Source organism: Streptomyces sp. NPDC017448, from assembly GCF_044330565.1.
Lineage (GTDB): Bacteria > Actinomycetota > Actinomycetes > Streptomycetales > Streptomycetaceae > Streptomyces.
The window spans coordinates 32,330-47,420 of sequence record NZ_JBIRLM010000002.1 but is presented as its reverse complement, the minus strand read 5'-3'; the positions used below and the strand labels follow the sequence as shown (position 1 = coordinate 47,420).

The window sequence follows — 15,091 nt, the reverse complement described above, 5'->3', positions numbered from 1 at the left end:
CGGCCCGTCCAGGACGACGAGGACGAGGAGGATGAAGCGCCTCGGCGGAGTAGCCAGCGGGGGGGACGTACCCTGTCGCGCCGGGCGCCTCGTGGGTGGGCCGGGTACGAGAAGACCAAGGCCAAGGCGAGTGACTTCGAGCAGAAGTACAAGCCCTCTTCCACACCCTCCGTCGTCTGTCTTCTGGAGGAGGACGGCCCCTTCGCTTCCTTCGCCCGCCACTGGGTGGAACTGGAGGAGGGGAAGCGCGCCTTCATTTGCCCTGCCTCTCTTGCCACGGAAGAGGACGAAGACGAGCTGGAATGCCCGTTGTGCGACATCGGGGACAAGCCGAACTCACCCAAGGCGTACCTCAACGTGGCCGTCCTTGAAGAGGGAAGCAAGCCCAGGGTCGCCGTCTGGGAGATCGGCCCGGCAATTTCTGATCAGCTGCAAATGATCAACAAGAGCATCGGTAAGCGCACCTCTTTGACCGAGGTGTATATCGAGGCCAGCTCGAAGGGGAGCAACCTCAATACCAAGTACTTCCTTGAGCCTCTCTTCGAGGATGACCTCGGGGAACTGGGGTTGAAGCCGCTCACAGACAGCCAGCGTGACTCGTTCCAGCTCTACGACGACTCGATCTACCAGGTGCCGTCCACACGTGAGCTGGCCAAGATCGCGGACAATCTCGTCTGAGCCACCCGCCGCAAAAGAAGCCCTCCCCGGAAGTGCTTCGGGACTCCAGGGAGGGCTTCTGCATACCCGGAGCCAGATATGTTCCCTGACATCATCCTCACCGAGGAACACCTCCGTAGTGCCGTCGCCTACTTCATGGAGTTCGACGCCTTCGCTTTCGATATCGAGAGCATCGGAGAGCACAGGCTGATTCCGGCACAGAACGAAGTTGTTTGGCTTTCTATGGCGACGTACGGACGTACGATCGTCATCCCGTTCGGTCATCCGAACGGAAACAAGATGATCAGCAAGAGCACCCGGAAAAAGAACCGCGTCACGAAAAAGTTCGAAGCCATTCCGGCAGTATTCTCCGCCCCGCCTGAGCAGCTCCGTCCTTCTGTGGTTTTCGACATACTCCGCCCGCTTTTCTTCTCGGACCGGCGAAAGGTGGGGCACAACCTTCCCTTCGACCTCGTATCTGTCAGCAAGTACTTCGGTGACGTTCCGCCGGGACCGTACAGCGACACCATTGTGGACCAGTGGCTGCTGGATGAGAATTTCGAGCCGTTGGTCACGAGCGCCGCAGGAAAGCTGTACCGCAAACCGTCGAAGAAGCTGAAGGATCTGGTCGAGCACTACTACCAGCTGAAGTACGACCTGGAAGAAGTCGGGAAGGACATCTCCCAGCACACGTTCAAGACTGTCGCGCTCTACTCGCTACTCGACTCCAAGTACACCTGGCTGCTCTTTCAGCTGCTCCACCCGCAGCTCGCGGACGAAGACCTCCTTCGTACAGTGGAGATGGAGGAACAGATCACGGGTGTGGTCTCCAGAATGGCAGTGCCTGGAGCGCCGGTCAGCGAGAGCCGCCTGTCGGAATTGCGCGAGGAGTTCTCGGACCGGCTCATCATTGCCGAGGCGGCGGTCTACCGTGCGGCAGGCCGCAAGTTCGATATTGGATCTGTTCCGCAGAAACAGCAGGTGCTGTACAGTCCCAAGAAATCCGGCGGACAGGGGCTGAAGCCAGTAAAGCTGACCCCCGCAGGAAAGAAGAAGCGGGCGCTCAACCAAGAGCTGGCAATCACGGACTACTCCACGGACAGCGAGTCCCTGGAGGCACACGCGGACAACCCGCTCGTGCAGGCACTCAGCGAGCACTCGGAAGTCAGCAAGCTCCTGGGGTACCTGAACAAATATCTGGGAGATCCGGAAAAGGGCACGCCCAGCATCATCTTTTCTGGGTGTATCCATGCCCAATTCAAGCAGTACGGCACCGTCAGCGGTCGGTTCAGCAGCTCCGAGCCGAACCTTCAGAACATCCCCGCCCACGGTGAGAACGGCAAGAAATTCCGCTCAGCCTTCCAGGCGCCCCCGGGGTGGAAGCTCGTGGTGGCTGACTACGGGCAGGTCGAGCTCCGCGTTCTCGCCCACTACATCGGCAGAGGCCGCCTGTACGAAGGCTTCCTGGCTGGAGTAGACGCCCACACGGCTACGGCAGCTGCGGTCTACGGCGTGCCGGTGGACGAGGTCACCAAGGAAATGCGTCAGGTGGCCAAGGGACTCAACTTCGCCATCGTGTACGGAGCAGGCGCCGCGAAGGTTGCTTCCATGGGGGGAATTACTCTCCAGCAGGCGAAGGAATTCCTTGCGCGTCACGCGGAGATGTTCCCCGAGATCCACGCCTTCACCCGGCGCGTGGTGGAACGGTGCCGGGACCGGGAGGACTTCCCGCACATCCGGACCATGTCCGGGCAGTACCGCCGTCTCCCCGAGATCACGCGGAAGGGCGCTATGACAGCAGCCCGCCGAACCTTTAAGGGAGAGAAGTACAACCAGAAGCAGTTCGAGGCGCGCGTATGGGCCATCCAGTCCAAGGCGGAGCGGCAGGCGGTCAATACCCTCATCCAGGGCTCCGCCGCGTACCTGATCAAGGTAGCCATGATTCAAACGGACAAAGCCTGCGAAAGCGACTTCGCGCGGCACAAGAATGCAGCTGATCGAATCCAGCTCATCATGACCGTCCACGATGAGCTGATGGTACTCGCCCCCGATCACCGCGCCGACGAGGCCAGGGAAATGCTGGAAGAAGCCATGCTCGGCGGCGAGCTCCAAGACATGCTGCGGGTTCCGCTCGCCTGCGACGCCCACATCGGGCAGACCTGGGCAGACGCTAAGTAGGAGGAGGGGCCGACTTGAGCGCACGAAAAGCTGCGAGCGGTGTGGTCCAGTGCGCGGAAGTCGAAGACCTTCAGCACGTTCTCGGAAAAGGATTTGCCCACCGCCGTCCCGTTAACGTGGGCCGACTTAAGATCATCGTCCAAGAGATCAGAAAGGCCGAACATGCAAAGCCAGCCTGAGGTACCCGAGCCGCTCATGCCGCTTTACCGGCGCCTCGTATGGGACATGGTGAACCACCACGCCCTTCTGGAAGACCCGAGCGTGCAGCAGAAGTACCGGCTCAGCCCGGCGAGCGAGGACGTGATGGAGGCGGAGCATTACGCGGCGGACCATCGCATTGCTGCAATTCACCACCTCAGCCTTCAGATCGTTACCGAGGCGCAGCTAGCAGGAATCATCGCGCACACCAGTATCCTGGACCTCCACCCCTCGTTTCCTGTTGACGAGATCAAGTCCGAACACCTCGGCAGCCTTTTTGCTGTCGCCGCCTACTCGATTATCGGAGGGCTGGTGGCTGCGGGCTTTCTCGTACCGTCACCGGAGGAGCATCACCATGTCTGATTTCTGGTCGCAATTCTCCGCGCCGCCTTCCTCCACGCCTTCTGCCACCGCGCCTGCGACAGCGCTGCCGTGGTGGCAGCAGACGACGGCACCCGCTGCACCGTCCGTGCCAGCGCCAACAGCGCCCACGCAGCAGCCGCAGCAGGAAGTCGCAGGGGCGCGGGCGATGGAGCTCGTGCAGTGGGCCAAGGGCAGCCAGGACGTCTGCCCCGGCTGTATGAGTTCCAACTACGGAACCCACCCTTCCCAACCGAAGGCGCGACCTCGGTGCTTCGACTGCGGATTCCCTCTCTCGCAGTCCGGCTCCGGAGTCACCTTGCGCGGTGAGAATGTCGGGCCGGTCAAGGCGGCCCGGCAGACGCAGGCGTCCAAGACGAACAGCTTCAATCCGCAGAACATCTTCCAGCACATCGGCTGAGCAAACGCCCCCAGAGAAAGGAACATCCATTGAGCGACCTGCTGACCCCTGAGGGCGATATCGCGGATGCCTACCGGTCTTTCATCGCCAAGTCCCGCTACTCCCGCTGGATCGACCAGGAGCAGCGTCGCGAAACCTGGAAGGAGAGCGTCGACCGGTACATGAACTTCATGGTCGGGCATCTGGCCCGTACGCAGGACTACGTACCGCCCACCGACCTGCTCTGGGCAGTCCGGTCCGCGATTCTGAACCACGACATCGTCCCGTCGATGCGAGCTCTCATGACGGCGGGGGAGGCCCTGGAGCGCTCGCACATTGCCGGGTACAACTGCGCCTATCTGCCCCTGGCAGACGCCCAGGCGTTCGACGAGCTGCTGTACATCCTGATGAACGGCACGGGTGTCGGCTTCTCGGTCGAGCGGCAGTACGTGAACCAGCTCCCCCCTGTTCCGGCACGGATCGAGCCTGGGCTTGCCCGCGAGACGATTCACGTGGCCGACTCGAAGGAGGGGTGGGCGCACGCCTTTGGGACGCTGCTGAGCCGCCTGTGGCGTGGGGTCCTGCCGGAGTGGACCCTGGATGCCGTACGACCGGCAGGCGCCCGCCTGGAGACGTTCGGAGGCCGCGCGTCGGGGCCGGACCCGCTGGACGACCTCTTCCGGTTCACCGTGGAGCTCTTCCTGAACGCGCGGGGGAGGCAGCTGCGTCCCATTGAGGCGCATGATCTTGCGTGCAAGGTCGCCTCCGTGGTGGTGGTCGGCGGCGTCCGGCGATCCGCGATGATCTCTCTCAGCGATCTGACTGACCGGGAGATGGCGCAGGCGAAGTCGGGTGAGTGGTGGGTGGATCATCCGTATCGCGCGCTCGCCAACATCTCGGCCGTGTACGAGAACGGGGTAACGGAAGAGGAGTTCGCCACTGAGTGGAAGGCTCTGGTCGCCTCGGGGTCTGGGGAGCGCGGCATTTTCAACCGTGACGCGGCAATGTGGCAGGCGGCGCGGAACGGCCGCCGGGATGTGGTGGCGGACTTCGGCACCAATCCGTGCAGCGAGATCATTCTCAGGCCCTTCGAATTCTGTAACCTTTCCGAGGTGGTGGTGCGTCCTGAGGACACGCTGGAGTACCTGGAAGTCAAGGTCATGCTTGCGGCGATCCTCGGCACCTGGCAGTCCACTCTTACGGATTTTCCCTACCTTCGTGAGGAGTGGAAGCGCAACGCGGAGGAGGAACGGCTTTTGGGGGTGAGCCTGACCGGTGTCTTCGGCAGCGCTCTTACCGATGGTCGGGACCGCTTTGCTCTCGAAGCCGTACTGGGAAATCTGAAGAACCTAGTCATCGCCTCTAACGAAATTGAGGCCAAAAACGTCGGGATCGCTCCCAGCGCCGCGACGACGTGCGTGAAGCCGTCGGGCACCGTATCCCAGCTCGCGGGCGTCTCCTCCGGGCTGCACCCGTGGCACAGCGAGTACTACATTCGCACGGTGCGGGGGGATAAGAAGGACCCGCTGTCGCAGCTGATGGTCGAGGCGGGTGTGCCTCACGAGGAAGATCTGACGAGCGATACGACGTGGGTCTTCAGCTTCCCAGTGAAGGCGCCTCCTGGTGCCCTCACACGACGGGACCTGCGCGCGGTTGAGCACCTGGAGATCTGGCTGAGCTACCAGCGGGCCTGGTGTGAGCACAAGCCGTCCGTGACGGTGTCGGTGCGCGAGGACGAGTGGTCCGAGGTGGGGGAGTGGGTGCTGGCTCACCTGGACGAGGTGAGCGGAGTCAGCTTCCTGCCGTACAGCGAGCACACCTACCAGCAGGCTCCGTACCAGGAGTGCTCCCGTGAGCAGTACGAGGAGATGGCGGCACGGATGCCTGTCCTTCAGTGGAGTGACCTCGTCTTCTACGAGACGCAGGATGGCACTACCGGGTCGCAGGAGCTGGCGTGCTCCGCTGCCGAAGGGTGCGAATCGGTTGACCTGATCGCCGCCTGACGTACCAACAGAAGGCCCGCTGACTCGGCAAGTTGCCAGGTCAGCGGGCCTTTGACATGAAGTTAGCTAGAAAGTAGCGACTTAGTTGGCATCTAAGTCGCTACCCTGTAGGCTGTGTGCATCGCAGGACAGAACGTCCCGTCCGTGAGAATTCAGGTGCCCTGTGCCACTCAGTAAAGAAGCGCTCGCCTCGCAGGCGCTGATCAATAAAAAATTCGGCGCGGGAACTCTTGTATTGGCCAGCGAGGTGCCCAACCGGCTTCCGCTGACCACCGGCTCCCTCGGCGTCGACATCGCGCTTGGCGGAGGATGGCCCTCCAATCAGTGGTCGGAAGTAGTCGGCCGGGAGTCCTCCTCCAAGACGTCACTGGCCTACATGACGCTCTTTGCCAACCAGCAACGTGACCCGAACTTCACTGCCCTCTGGGTTGCCGCAGAGGCGTACAACTCCCGCTGGGCAGAAAGCCTCGGAGTCGACAACTCCCGCGTGCACCTGGCCTCCACCAACCGTATGGAGCAGGCGTACGAGATCCTCGTGCATTCCGCCGAATCCCGCGCCTACGACCTTCTCGTACTCGACTCCTACCCGGCACTCGTGGCCGAGCAGGAGGAAGAGAAGTCGATGGACGACATGGTCGTAGGGCTGGGGGCACGGCGCACCGGCCAGTTCTTCCGCAAGGTCGGCCATTCCATGGGACGCAGCCTCGTCTCTGAGGAGAAGCCGGTCGTCGGACTCTTCATCAACCAGTTCCGCAAGGCAATCGGCGCATTCTCGCCTCAGGGAACTCCCAACACCACTCCCGGTGGGGAGGCCAAGAACTACGCCTTCTACGCACGGCTCGAACTTGCTCGCACGGAATACATCGACGAGTCCATCCCCGGCAAGAACATGAAGCGCCGGGTCGGCCAGACGGTCAAGGCCAAGGCGATCAAGAACAAGCAGACAGCACCGCACAAGGTCGCCTCCTACGACTTCTACTTCGAGAACGCGCCGCAGCACGGCTTCCGCGCAGGCCAGCACGACCGTGTCAAGGAACTGGTCACCCTCGGAGTTCTGTACGACGTGATCGGCCGACGGGGAGGCGGCTGGTACGACACCCCCGGCAACAGCTACAAGGGCGAACCCGCCCTCCTGGAAGCCATTCGGGAGGACACAGAGCTACAGGCTGTTCTCGATCGGGACATCCGGACCGCTGCCTTCGGAGGTGCGGGAATCACTCTCGCAGCCGTCGAGGACGACGAACTCCCGGAGGCCGCATGATCTCGTGCTACTGCGGCCGACAGCATGCCCCCTGGTGGGGACGTTGGGTAAACGCCCCCAGCTGCACCCTGACCGAATCCGAGCGCGCCTTCCACGCCTTCCTGGATTTCGGGAAGCGCAGGAACATCTGATGGCCACTCCAGGCCAGCGCAAAGCGCGGCAACAAGAAAAGGAATGGGCAGCCAAAGTCGGCGGAAAAGTCAATCCCGGCAGCGGCAACGGCTGGCGTCTCAAGAACGACGTCCGCACACCAAAATTTTCTGACGAGCTCAAGTACACCGCCGCAGCGTCCTTCTCTCTCAAACTGAAGGACTTGCTCACCGCCGAGAAGAACGCGCTCGCGGACGGTAAGGAAATGCGCTTCGTCATCAACCTCGGCGGACGCAACTGGATCGTCATGTCCGATCTCACTTTCGACGCGATGCAGGACGGGTGACATGGTGCTCTACTCCCGGGCACGGGCACCCGACTGGTCCGCTCAGGACATCCCCGCCAAGGCTGCCAGATGCCGGTCCCTGCCCACTCCTGTACCAGGCGAAGATCCCTTCTTCGAAGACGAGGACTACGCGCTGAAGGTCTGCAACGGCGGCAACAGAACATTCCCGTTTCCCTGCCCGATGCGACACGAATGCCTCGTCTTTTCACTACTCAATCATGAGGGCGCGGGAGTGTGGGGCGGAATGCTCTACCACGACCGTATGAACATGAAGCGCAACCCGGCTCTTTCGAGGAGTGACTGGAAATGGCATCCTCCAACCCCAAAGTCCGCAAAGGAACCCAGCGGCGGGGAGCCCTCCGAGTCACAGGCGGCCTGAAAGATCTCGCAGCGGCCCAGAAGTACAACGGGTCCGAAATCCTGGGGCCCGTACAGAAACACGTACTGGCCAAGAACAACCAGGACAACTCCCGGCGCCAAGACATCATCCACCCCTCGGAGATGTCCCACGGAGACTGGTGCCCCCGTGCCACCTACCTGCGAATCAAAAACCTACGCGCCGGAGGAACGTACACTAAGGAATCCTTTGGGTTCCAATCGCTGAACATCTTCCAGCACGGCCACGAAGTCCACCACAAATGGCAGTCCTGGCTCTGGGAAATGGGACTCATCTGGGGGACCTGGGGATGCCGGAGCTGCGGTCATGTCTGGCAGGCCACCTCGCCCGAACGGTGCAGCGACTGCGCCAGCACACACGTCCGCTACGAAGAGATACCTCTCAGCGCTGAGCACGAACTGCTCATCGAAGGCAGCGCCGACGGGGGAGTGGGCAGCTCCTTCCTGGAGTTCAAGACGGTCGGAGAAGGAACGCTGCGCTTCGAAGAGCCCGAGCTTCTGAAGAAGCACACCCATAAAACCGTGGACGGAAAGACCCTGGTGGACTACCAAGGGCTCTGGCGAGGAATCAACCGCCCTTTCTCCAGTCATCTCAAGCAGGGGCAGTTCTATCTCAAAATTGCCGAGCTGCGCGGACTGGACGTCGACCGCGTCGTCTACATCTACGAGTCGAAATTCAACCAAGGCACCAAGGAATTCGTAGTAAAGCGCCGCGAATCCCTCATCACAGAACTGCTGAATTCCGCCGCAGAGATCAAAAGCGCCCTGGACGACGCCGGGCCCATCCCCCTCTGCCCCAAGGGCGGCTGCAAGCACTGCGAGCCGAAAGCCTCAAAGGAGACCGCCAGTGGCGAGGAGAACCAGGCCGCCCGCCGACGCGGACCGGCAGTCCGTCGCAGCGAGGACCCTGACCAGCCTGTCCAGCGACGGCCTGTCCGTCGAGGACAAGCCCCACGACGAGCTTCCCGTCCTGTCCGGCGACCTGACTGAGCTCACCGCCGCCCGACTCATGACTCTCATGGTCGACTTCGTGACCTGGACCTCCTACGCAGGAGGACAACTGGCCATCGCAGCCGTCAACGAAAAGGAATGCGAAAGCCAGCTGGCCATCGCCCAGGCCCGCGCAGCTGTCGCCGCCCGCAGTGAGAAAACAGTCGCCGCGCAAAAAGCCCTCGCAGCCGACGACCCGGCCGTCCGAGAAGCCACCACCGCCCTGACCCACGCCTACGCCCGCCGCAAGATCCTGGAATCCGTACACGCTGGCCTCGAAGCCAAAGCACGCGTCATCTCCCGAGAACTCACCCGACGTACGGGCACCAGCTCCCTGGAAAACCGGACCGGAAAATGGGGAACCTGATCACCGTTATCCACTTCATGGATGACACCTTCGGAATCACCTTGAGCTTCACACTCCTGGTGACACTCATATGCCTCCTTCTCGACCTCGTATTCAGCATTTCCGAACGGAGAAACAAATGAAGGTCAGCCTGCTTGCCGCCACCCAGGTATTCCCCGTCGACCGCCTCCTGAACACCCGCCTGCTCACCCGAATCCGTACGGTCACCAATCAGGGAATCGAGGAGTCCACCAGCGCCGACATGGTGGCAGAAATCGCCGGGCGACTCTGCTACGACTCCTTCCACCTTCCCAACCCCCACACGCAGACCAACGAAACCTATCTCGCCAACATCATCAAGCAGCGCCACTTCTCGGTCATGGAACACGCGTCGGCCACCTTCCTCGTGGAAGACGTCAGCCGCAGCCTCCTCATGGAATTGCGCACCCACCGCCACACGAGCTTCTCCGCCCGGTCCACCCGGTACGTAGACGAAGCCGACAGCAACTTCATCGTCCCTCCGCGCATGCGTGCCCACCTCGGAGATCTGACCCACTTCGAAGCCGGAACAGCCGCCACCTTCAGCCTTGAGCTCCAGACCCTCATGGAACACTCCTCCGAGCTCTACACCGAGATCTTCAACCATCTCATCGCGCAGGGCGCCACCCGCAAGGAAGCCCGCGAGGCGGCCCGTGAAGTCCTCCCCGGGATGACGAGCACAGAATTCGTCGTCACCGCCAACCACCACGGCTGGCGCGAGCTGCTGGCCAAGCGCATGGCACCCGGAGCTGCCGCTGAAATCCGCGAGCTGAGCACCGAAATCCTTCGCCACCTCAAGCGCATCGCCCCCGCCATCTACCAGGACATGAACTGATGGCCCCCGCCGCCACGCTTACCGATTCCGCCTGCCAGGTCTGTTCCACCCGCATCCCTCAGGAAGCACCGGTTTCCTACATCGACGGCCAGCTCGCCTGCCCGGAATGCGCGAGCCTCGCGCAGTACGACGCCGAGGGCCCGGAGGACGACTGCTCATGATCTTCCGAATCATCGAAGCTGCCCAGCCCGGGAAATGCGATTGGTGCCCGCGCACGTACGAAACCGGGGACATCATCGGAATCCTTCCCGACGACACCATCGCCTGCGCCGCGAGCATGCGCGAAATCAGCGACCTGGAGCGTGCCGCATGAAAGTCAACGTGCACTCGCCAGAACGGTGCAAAGGGGAAACCTGCGCCATCCATAACCCCTCCCACCACATGGCTTCCTTTCCCATCGTCATCCGGCTCGATCGAGGCGGCATGGTCGAACGCACCTGCCCCCACGGAGTGGGCCACCCCGACCCTGATTCCGTTCGGTGGCTGGAATCGCACAACCACGACGTAGGCGGTTTTGTCCACGGCTGTTGCGCGGAACACTGCTGCGTTGAAAGCCCCCTCCAGCTTGTCGATTTCGTCGCACAAGCACTCCGCATTCACGATGGCGCGCACACCAAGGGCGCCGCAGAAATTGCGGAAATCGCCTTGCGGGCCGCAAGCGAGTACTTCGAACAACAAGCAGACTCCACCCCCAGTCAAACCAGTCGCACGCTCCGCCTTGTCGTGGCGGATCAACTCAAGCCGAGGTAATCATGGCAACCGAGCATTACAGAGGAATCCCCATTCCACGGCGTATGCACCGGTACTGGAACACCACCTCAGGTAGGTACTGGCGCCAGGGTATTGATGCCGCCATCGATGCCGCCCCCTTCTTCGTTGAACCGGGACAGATCTGGGCGGACAACGACTACCGCCTCGAAGGACGCACCCTGCGCGTAGACCATGTCGAGGACGGCGTCGCCTACTGCACGGTGCTGACGAACTACAAGCACGTGGACGACATGATCGGCAACGGACACTCCCCGGACCTCAACAAGGTCGGGACCACCACGCAGATCCGCACACGTCGCTTCACCGCCGACGCACGGGGCTACCGCCTGCTCACCCAGCCCACCCCTGTGATCTCGATGTCCCTCGGTTCCGGAAAGGAGCTCACATGATTCGCCACATCGCTATCCATGGCCTCGCAGGCACCGGCAAGGACACGAGCGCGAATTTCCTGACCGAGCAGCACGGCTATCTCAAGGTGGCCATCGCAGATGTGCTGCGAGCCTACCTCGAAGAGATCAACCCCCTCGTTGTGCGGGAACGAGACGCACGCGTTGTGCCTTTGCAGGTTCTCCTCGCGGAATGCGGAGGGAACTGGGACACCGCCAAGCGCGCGAACCCTCATGTTCGGGAAACGCTGAAGAAGCACGGACAGGGAGCACGGGACGTATTCGGGGACGACTTCTGGGTCAACCGGTTCGTCTGGGCCTACGACTTCCTGATCGAGGAGCACTTTCCCGGGGAGGAACCGCACACCGTCATCACCGACCTCCGGTACGAGAACGAGCTCACCGTACTCCGTCACCGTTTCCCCGAGATCCTCACCGTCAAGATCATCCGCCCCGGACACTCACCGGATGGCCACCCATCCGAAGCCGGACTGCCCGACGAGGTCTTCGACGCCGTCGTAGAGAACGACGGAACCGTCAGCGACCTCTACCGGTCGCTGGCGATGATCCTGAGCATTCACAACGCGGCGGAAGAGGTGGCAGTGTGAACCTCTTCGACCTGATGCCGGAGAAGAGCCTCGAAGATGAGGTACGCAGCGGATACGTCCGCGCCAGCGCGCATCCGGACCTCAATCTCCGAGTCCTCTGCTACACGGAAAAGGCCGTGTTCGAGCAACGGTGGAACGCTGTCACCACACAGTGCCGGGGGCTCGTCATCGACGACACCAACTGGGTCGTAGCGCGTTGTCTCCCGAAGTTCTTCAACGCGCAGGAACACGTTGCCGGGCGGGCCTATGCCGAACCCCTTCCCATGGGGCAGCCTCTCCAGGTGTTCAGGAAAGTCGACGGCAGCCTGGGTAACGTCTTCTGGTACGACGGAAAGTGGCGTGTCACCACCAAGGGGGGATTCCAGTCCGACCAGGCAAGGTGGGCCCAACGCTGGCTGGACAATGCAGACCTTACGAATCTGCCCCAGGAGCACACCTACGTCACGGAAATCATCTACCCGGAGAACCGTATCGTCGTCGACAACGGCAATCTCCGCACACTGACCCTGCTGGCCGTAATCGGACCCGACGGAGTAGAGCGCAGCCTCCAGCAATACGGGCCCGCCTGGGAACGCATCGGAGGAACGGTAGTCCAGGAGTTCCCGCAGGCGAAAATTTCGCGGCTCATGTTCTTCGCACAGAGGAACAAGACACTGACCGGCGCCGACATCAGCGGAACGGAAGGCGAAGGCTACGTAGTCCGCTTCTCCACCGGCCTGCGCGTGAAGGTCAAGTTCACCGACTACGTCCGGCTGCACGGAATCATCACCGGCCTGTCCGACAAGAAGGTGTGGGAACTGCTACGAGAAGGCCGAAGCCTGGACAGCCTTTTCGCCTCCCTCCCGGACGAATACCACGACTGGGTCCTGGACGTAGCCGACGACCTTCGCCACAGCTTCGTCACGCAGGCATGGGAAACGCTGCACGACCTGAACCGATTCGCCACCAACCCGAACCGAAGCGACTTCACCCGAAGAATTCAGCAGAGCGAACAGAAGAAGGAAATCGCACGCCTCTACAACGTCCTCGCAGACCTCACGTGGGACGCCGTCAAGCCCGCCGGAAACCGAGCCTGGAAGGACGTCCAGCAGTGACACCTATCGTGCACCTGACCACGGGATACCCCGCAAGCGGGAAGACCACCCTCGCCAAGCTGCTGGTGGAGGAGTCGGAAGGCAGGACCAAGCGCGTCAACCTGGACGACATCCGCGCCATGACGGCCAACGGCGTTTACTCCAAGGAGAACGAGCAACTCGCCCTCGCGGTACAGGACAAGACCGTTCTCGCCGCCGTCCAGCAGGGCTTCGACGTGGTCGTGGACAACACCCACCTGCACCCCAAGGTCCCCAACCGGCTCCGAACCATCCTCGCCTGTGAACACGTCAGTTACCAGGTCCACGACTTCCTGGACGTCTCAGTGGAGGAGTGCATCCGCCGCGACCGGCTCCGCGCCCGCCGGGGAGAGCGTGCCGTAGGAGCCGCTGTCATCGAGAAGATGGCTTCCCAGCGCAGATCCTGGCGACTCACCGCTGACTACATGAGGGAGTGGCACGGCCCCAGGCCATACACCCCTGCCGCAGGGACGCCCAGGGCCGTCATCTGCGACCTCGATGGCACCCTTGCCCTCCCGCACGGCCGGAGCCCCTACGACACCGCGCGCTGCGGCGAGGACCGGCTCAACCGAGCCCTGTCCAACCTGCTATGGAGTATGCAGATAGTCCAGGACATCCATCCCATCATGCTGACCGGCCGGGACAGCCAGTACCGACCGCAGACCGTGGAATGGTTGCGCAAGAACAACGTTCCTTACCACCGGTTGTTCATGCGGGCCGCCGGGGACCGCCGTCGCGACGACATTGTGAAGGCCGAGCTTTTCGACCGGCACCTTCGCGACACGTATGACGTCCTTATGGCATTCGACGACCGGGACCGCGTGGTCAAGCTCTGGCGCGCCATGGGAATCATGACCGCGCAAATGGATTACGGAGACTTCTGATGAACTGGTGGGAAGGGAACTTCCTCGCATTCGATCTGGAGACGACGGGCACCGACCTGGAAGAGGCACGCATCGTCACGGCGAGCACCGCTCTTGTCCACGCCGACAACACGGTTGGCGACGTCATAGAGCTGCTCATCAACCCCGGTGTCGACATTCCACAAGAGGCGAGCGCTGTTCACGGCGTCACCACGGAAATGGCCCGCGAAGCAGGGCTCAGCCCCGAGTTCGCCCTCACGGGAATTGTCCATACCCTCGCCACAGCTCTCAGCACCAACTTGCCGGTCGTCGCATTCAACGCACGCTTCGACCTCACCGTGCTCGACCGGGACTGCCGTCGCCACGGTGTCACAACCCTCTCCGAACTGACCTACGGGCTCGTCACTCCCATCCTGGACCCCTTCGTCCTGGACAAGGCCGTCGACAAGTACCGCAAGGGCAAGCGAACCTTGGGAGTGATGAGCGAGCTCTACGGTGTCGAGCTCCTGAACGCCCACAACGCGGTAGCAGATGCTGTAGCTGCTGCCCAGATCACCCGGGCCATCCTTCGCCAGTACGAGGGCCTCCGGCTTCCTCTGGACCAGCTTCAGCGGGCTCAGGAGCTCTGGGCCCGCCAGCAGGCCGTCTCCCTGGAGCGCTACTTCCGGCAGAAGAACGGCGACGCCAGCATCACCCTCGACAAGGAGTGGCCTCTCGTGCCCTTCCAGGAGGCGTTGGTATGAGCGCAGAGGAGAAGCTCTTCGCCCTGGCGTGTCAGGACATGCCCGTCAGCCCGGAGGAGGTGCGTACGGTCATGCGGGACTTCGTATACGAGCTTGCCCAACGGCAGCGGGACTTCGCGGACCAGGAAGACGCTCATCTGGGTAGCACGGCTGCCGCCGCCTACGTTCAGGGAATCCGAGACGGTTACGTTCAGGGAATCAGAGACGGTGCGAATTTGATCGACCCGAAAGCAGGCGATCATGGCTGACACCCGCAAGGTTGTAGTCGTAGGAATCGTCGCCACCTTTGAAGGCGACTACTACGACAAAGACGAGTGCCCGTCCGTTCTGGAAGGATGGATCGATTCAGCATTCTGCGACCGTGACAACTTGATCGGGTGGCAGGTCAAGGCACTGTCTGTACAGGAGACCCCCTTGCCCGATACCGACCCCTCGGACAATTAGTGGAATCATGAAGATCCCATCTCCTGCATAGGGTAGGGTCGGTAAACGTCATCGGATCGTTCTCC

At 62.0% G+C, this 15,091-nt stretch carries 21 protein-coding genes; all 21 read left to right on the top strand.

The window, feature by feature from the left end; genetic code table 11:
• A partial coding sequence (locus tag ACH4K1_RS04810) for a hypothetical protein (protein WP_398086707.1) occupies positions 1 to 678 on the top strand: 678 nt, incomplete at its 5' end.
• A 78-nt stretch (positions 679 to 756) separates the two neighbouring features.
• On the top strand, positions 757 to 2,835 hold the full coding sequence (locus tag ACH4K1_RS04805) for a DNA polymerase (protein WP_398086706.1): 2,079 nt from the start codon (positions 757 to 759) through the stop codon (positions 2,833 to 2,835).
• Between the two features lie 162 nt (positions 2,836 to 2,997).
• A complete protein-coding gene (locus ACH4K1_RS04800) occupies positions 2,998 to 3,396 on the top strand; it encodes a hypothetical protein (protein WP_398086704.1) in 399 nt (132 codons plus the stop codon).
• Between the two features lie 166 nt (positions 3,397 to 3,562).
• A complete protein-coding gene (locus tag ACH4K1_RS04795; RefSeq protein ID WP_398086702.1) occupies positions 3,563 to 3,814 on the top strand; it encodes a hypothetical protein in 252 nt (83 codons plus the stop codon).
• Between the two features lie 29 nt (positions 3,815 to 3,843).
• A complete protein-coding gene (locus tag ACH4K1_RS04790; RefSeq protein ID WP_398086701.1) occupies positions 3,844 to 5,796 on the top strand; it encodes a hypothetical protein in 1,953 nt (650 codons plus the stop codon).
• A gap of 163 nt (positions 5,797 to 5,959) precedes the next feature.
• Positions 5,960 to 7,057, top strand: a complete 1,098-nt coding sequence (locus ACH4K1_RS04785; RefSeq protein WP_398086699.1) for a hypothetical protein — start codon at positions 5,960 to 5,962, stop codon at positions 7,055 to 7,057.
• Positions 7,058 to 7,187: 130 nt separating this feature from the next.
• On the top strand, positions 7,188 to 7,493 hold the full coding sequence (locus ACH4K1_RS04780) for a hypothetical protein (RefSeq protein WP_398086697.1): 306 nt from the start codon (positions 7,188 to 7,190) through the stop codon (positions 7,491 to 7,493).
• A 1-nt stretch (position 7,494) separates the two neighbouring features.
• Complete coding sequence (locus tag ACH4K1_RS04775; protein WP_398086695.1) at positions 7,495 to 7,872, top strand: WhiB family transcriptional regulator; 378 nt, start codon at positions 7,495 to 7,497, stop codon at positions 7,870 to 7,872.
• Positions 7,800 to 8,879, top strand: a complete 1,080-nt coding sequence (locus ACH4K1_RS04770) for a hypothetical protein (protein WP_398086693.1) — start codon at positions 7,800 to 7,802, stop codon at positions 8,877 to 8,879. The genes ACH4K1_RS04775 and ACH4K1_RS04770 overlap by 73 nt, the downstream gene beginning before the upstream one ends.
• A gap of 28 nt (positions 8,880 to 8,907) precedes the next feature.
• Positions 8,908 to 9,246, top strand: coding sequence for a hypothetical protein (locus ACH4K1_RS04765; RefSeq protein ID WP_398086692.1), 339 nt, complete (start codon positions 8,908 to 8,910; stop codon positions 9,244 to 9,246).
• Between the two features lie 118 nt (positions 9,247 to 9,364).
• Entirely contained in the window at positions 9,365 to 10,099 is a 735-nt protein-coding gene (gene thyX, locus ACH4K1_RS04760; RefSeq protein WP_398086691.1) for an FAD-dependent thymidylate synthase, read from the top strand.
• Positions 10,099 to 10,260, top strand: a complete 162-nt coding sequence (locus ACH4K1_RS04755; protein ID WP_398086689.1) for a hypothetical protein — start codon at positions 10,099 to 10,101, stop codon at positions 10,258 to 10,260. The genes thyX and ACH4K1_RS04755 overlap by 1 nt, the downstream gene beginning before the upstream one ends.
• Positions 10,257 to 10,412, top strand: coding sequence for a hypothetical protein (locus ACH4K1_RS04750; RefSeq protein ID WP_398086687.1), 156 nt, complete (start codon positions 10,257 to 10,259; stop codon positions 10,410 to 10,412). Before ACH4K1_RS04755 ends, ACH4K1_RS04750 begins: the two co-directional genes overlap by 4 nt.
• Positions 10,409 to 10,849 carry a hypothetical protein gene (locus ACH4K1_RS04745; RefSeq protein WP_398086685.1) on the top strand — a complete coding sequence of 147 codons (441 nt, stop codon included), beginning with the start codon at positions 10,409 to 10,411 and terminating at the stop codon, positions 10,847 to 10,849. Before ACH4K1_RS04750 ends, ACH4K1_RS04745 begins: the two co-directional genes overlap by 4 nt.
• Positions 10,850 to 10,851: 2 nt before the next feature.
• A complete protein-coding gene (locus ACH4K1_RS04740; protein WP_398086683.1) occupies positions 10,852 to 11,259 on the top strand; it encodes a hypothetical protein in 408 nt (135 codons plus the stop codon).
• Positions 11,256 to 11,864, top strand: a complete 609-nt coding sequence (locus ACH4K1_RS04735; protein WP_398086681.1) for a hypothetical protein — start codon at positions 11,256 to 11,258, stop codon at positions 11,862 to 11,864. Before ACH4K1_RS04740 ends, ACH4K1_RS04735 begins: the two co-directional genes overlap by 4 nt.
• Positions 11,861 to 12,958 carry an RNA ligase gene (locus ACH4K1_RS04730; protein ID WP_398086680.1) on the top strand — a complete coding sequence of 366 codons (1,098 nt, stop codon included), beginning with the start codon at positions 11,861 to 11,863 and terminating at the stop codon, positions 12,956 to 12,958. Before ACH4K1_RS04735 ends, ACH4K1_RS04730 begins: the two co-directional genes overlap by 4 nt.
• Positions 12,955 to 13,860 (top strand): AAA family ATPase, encoded by a 906-nt coding sequence (locus ACH4K1_RS04725; RefSeq protein ID WP_398086679.1) that lies wholly within the window; start codon positions 12,955 to 12,957, stop codon positions 13,858 to 13,860. Before ACH4K1_RS04730 ends, ACH4K1_RS04725 begins: the two co-directional genes overlap by 4 nt.
• A complete protein-coding gene (locus ACH4K1_RS04720; protein WP_398086677.1) occupies positions 13,860 to 14,582 on the top strand; it encodes an exonuclease domain-containing protein in 723 nt (240 codons plus the stop codon). The genes ACH4K1_RS04725 and ACH4K1_RS04720 overlap by 1 nt, the downstream gene beginning before the upstream one ends.
• Complete coding sequence (locus ACH4K1_RS04715) at positions 14,579 to 14,830, top strand: hypothetical protein (RefSeq protein WP_398086676.1); 252 nt, start codon at positions 14,579 to 14,581, stop codon at positions 14,828 to 14,830. Before ACH4K1_RS04720 ends, ACH4K1_RS04715 begins: the two co-directional genes overlap by 4 nt.
• Positions 14,823 to 15,026 (top strand): hypothetical protein, encoded by a 204-nt coding sequence (locus ACH4K1_RS04710; protein WP_398086674.1) that lies wholly within the window; start codon positions 14,823 to 14,825, stop codon positions 15,024 to 15,026. Before ACH4K1_RS04715 ends, ACH4K1_RS04710 begins: the two co-directional genes overlap by 8 nt.
• Positions 15,027 to 15,091 lie beyond the last annotated feature (65 nt).

Bases quoted from the DNA above. Each gene is read 5' to 3' on its own strand.
- ACH4K1_RS04805 (WP_398086706.1), top strand. From the start codon at position 757: ATGTTCCCTGACATCATCCTCACCGAGGAACACCTCCGTAGTGCCGTC.
- ACH4K1_RS04800 (WP_398086704.1), top strand. From the start codon at position 2,998: ATGCAAAGCCAGCCTGAGGTACCCGAGCCGCTCATGCCGCTTTACCGG.
- ACH4K1_RS04795 (WP_398086702.1), top strand. From the start codon at position 3,563: ATGGAGCTCGTGCAGTGGGCCAAGGGCAGCCAGGACGTCTGCCCCGGC.
- ACH4K1_RS04780 (WP_398086697.1), top strand. From the start codon at position 7,188: ATGGCCACTCCAGGCCAGCGCAAAGCGCGGCAACAAGAAAAGGAATGG.
- ACH4K1_RS04775 (WP_398086695.1), top strand. From the start codon at position 7,495: ATGGTGCTCTACTCCCGGGCACGGGCACCCGACTGGTCCGCTCAGGAC.
- ACH4K1_RS04770 (WP_398086693.1), top strand. From the start codon at position 7,800: ATGGCATCCTCCAACCCCAAAGTCCGCAAAGGAACCCAGCGGCGGGGA.
- ACH4K1_RS04765 (WP_398086692.1), top strand. From the start codon at position 8,908: ATGGTCGACTTCGTGACCTGGACCTCCTACGCAGGAGGACAACTGGCC.
- thyX (WP_398086691.1), top strand. From the start codon at position 9,365: ATGAAGGTCAGCCTGCTTGCCGCCACCCAGGTATTCCCCGTCGACCGC.
- ACH4K1_RS04755 (WP_398086689.1), top strand. From the start codon at position 10,099: ATGGCCCCCGCCGCCACGCTTACCGATTCCGCCTGCCAGGTCTGTTCC.
- ACH4K1_RS04750 (WP_398086687.1), top strand. From the start codon at position 10,257: ATGATCTTCCGAATCATCGAAGCTGCCCAGCCCGGGAAATGCGATTGG.
- ACH4K1_RS04745 (WP_398086685.1), top strand. From the start codon at position 10,409: ATGAAAGTCAACGTGCACTCGCCAGAACGGTGCAAAGGGGAAACCTGC.
- ACH4K1_RS04740 (WP_398086683.1), top strand. From the start codon at position 10,852: ATGGCAACCGAGCATTACAGAGGAATCCCCATTCCACGGCGTATGCAC.
- ACH4K1_RS04735 (WP_398086681.1), top strand. From the start codon at position 11,256: ATGATTCGCCACATCGCTATCCATGGCCTCGCAGGCACCGGCAAGGAC.
- ACH4K1_RS04720 (WP_398086677.1), top strand. From the start codon at position 13,860: ATGAACTGGTGGGAAGGGAACTTCCTCGCATTCGATCTGGAGACGACG.
- ACH4K1_RS04715 (WP_398086676.1), top strand. From the start codon at position 14,579: ATGAGCGCAGAGGAGAAGCTCTTCGCCCTGGCGTGTCAGGACATGCCC.
- ACH4K1_RS04710 (WP_398086674.1), top strand. From the start codon at position 14,823: ATGGCTGACACCCGCAAGGTTGTAGTCGTAGGAATCGTCGCCACCTTT.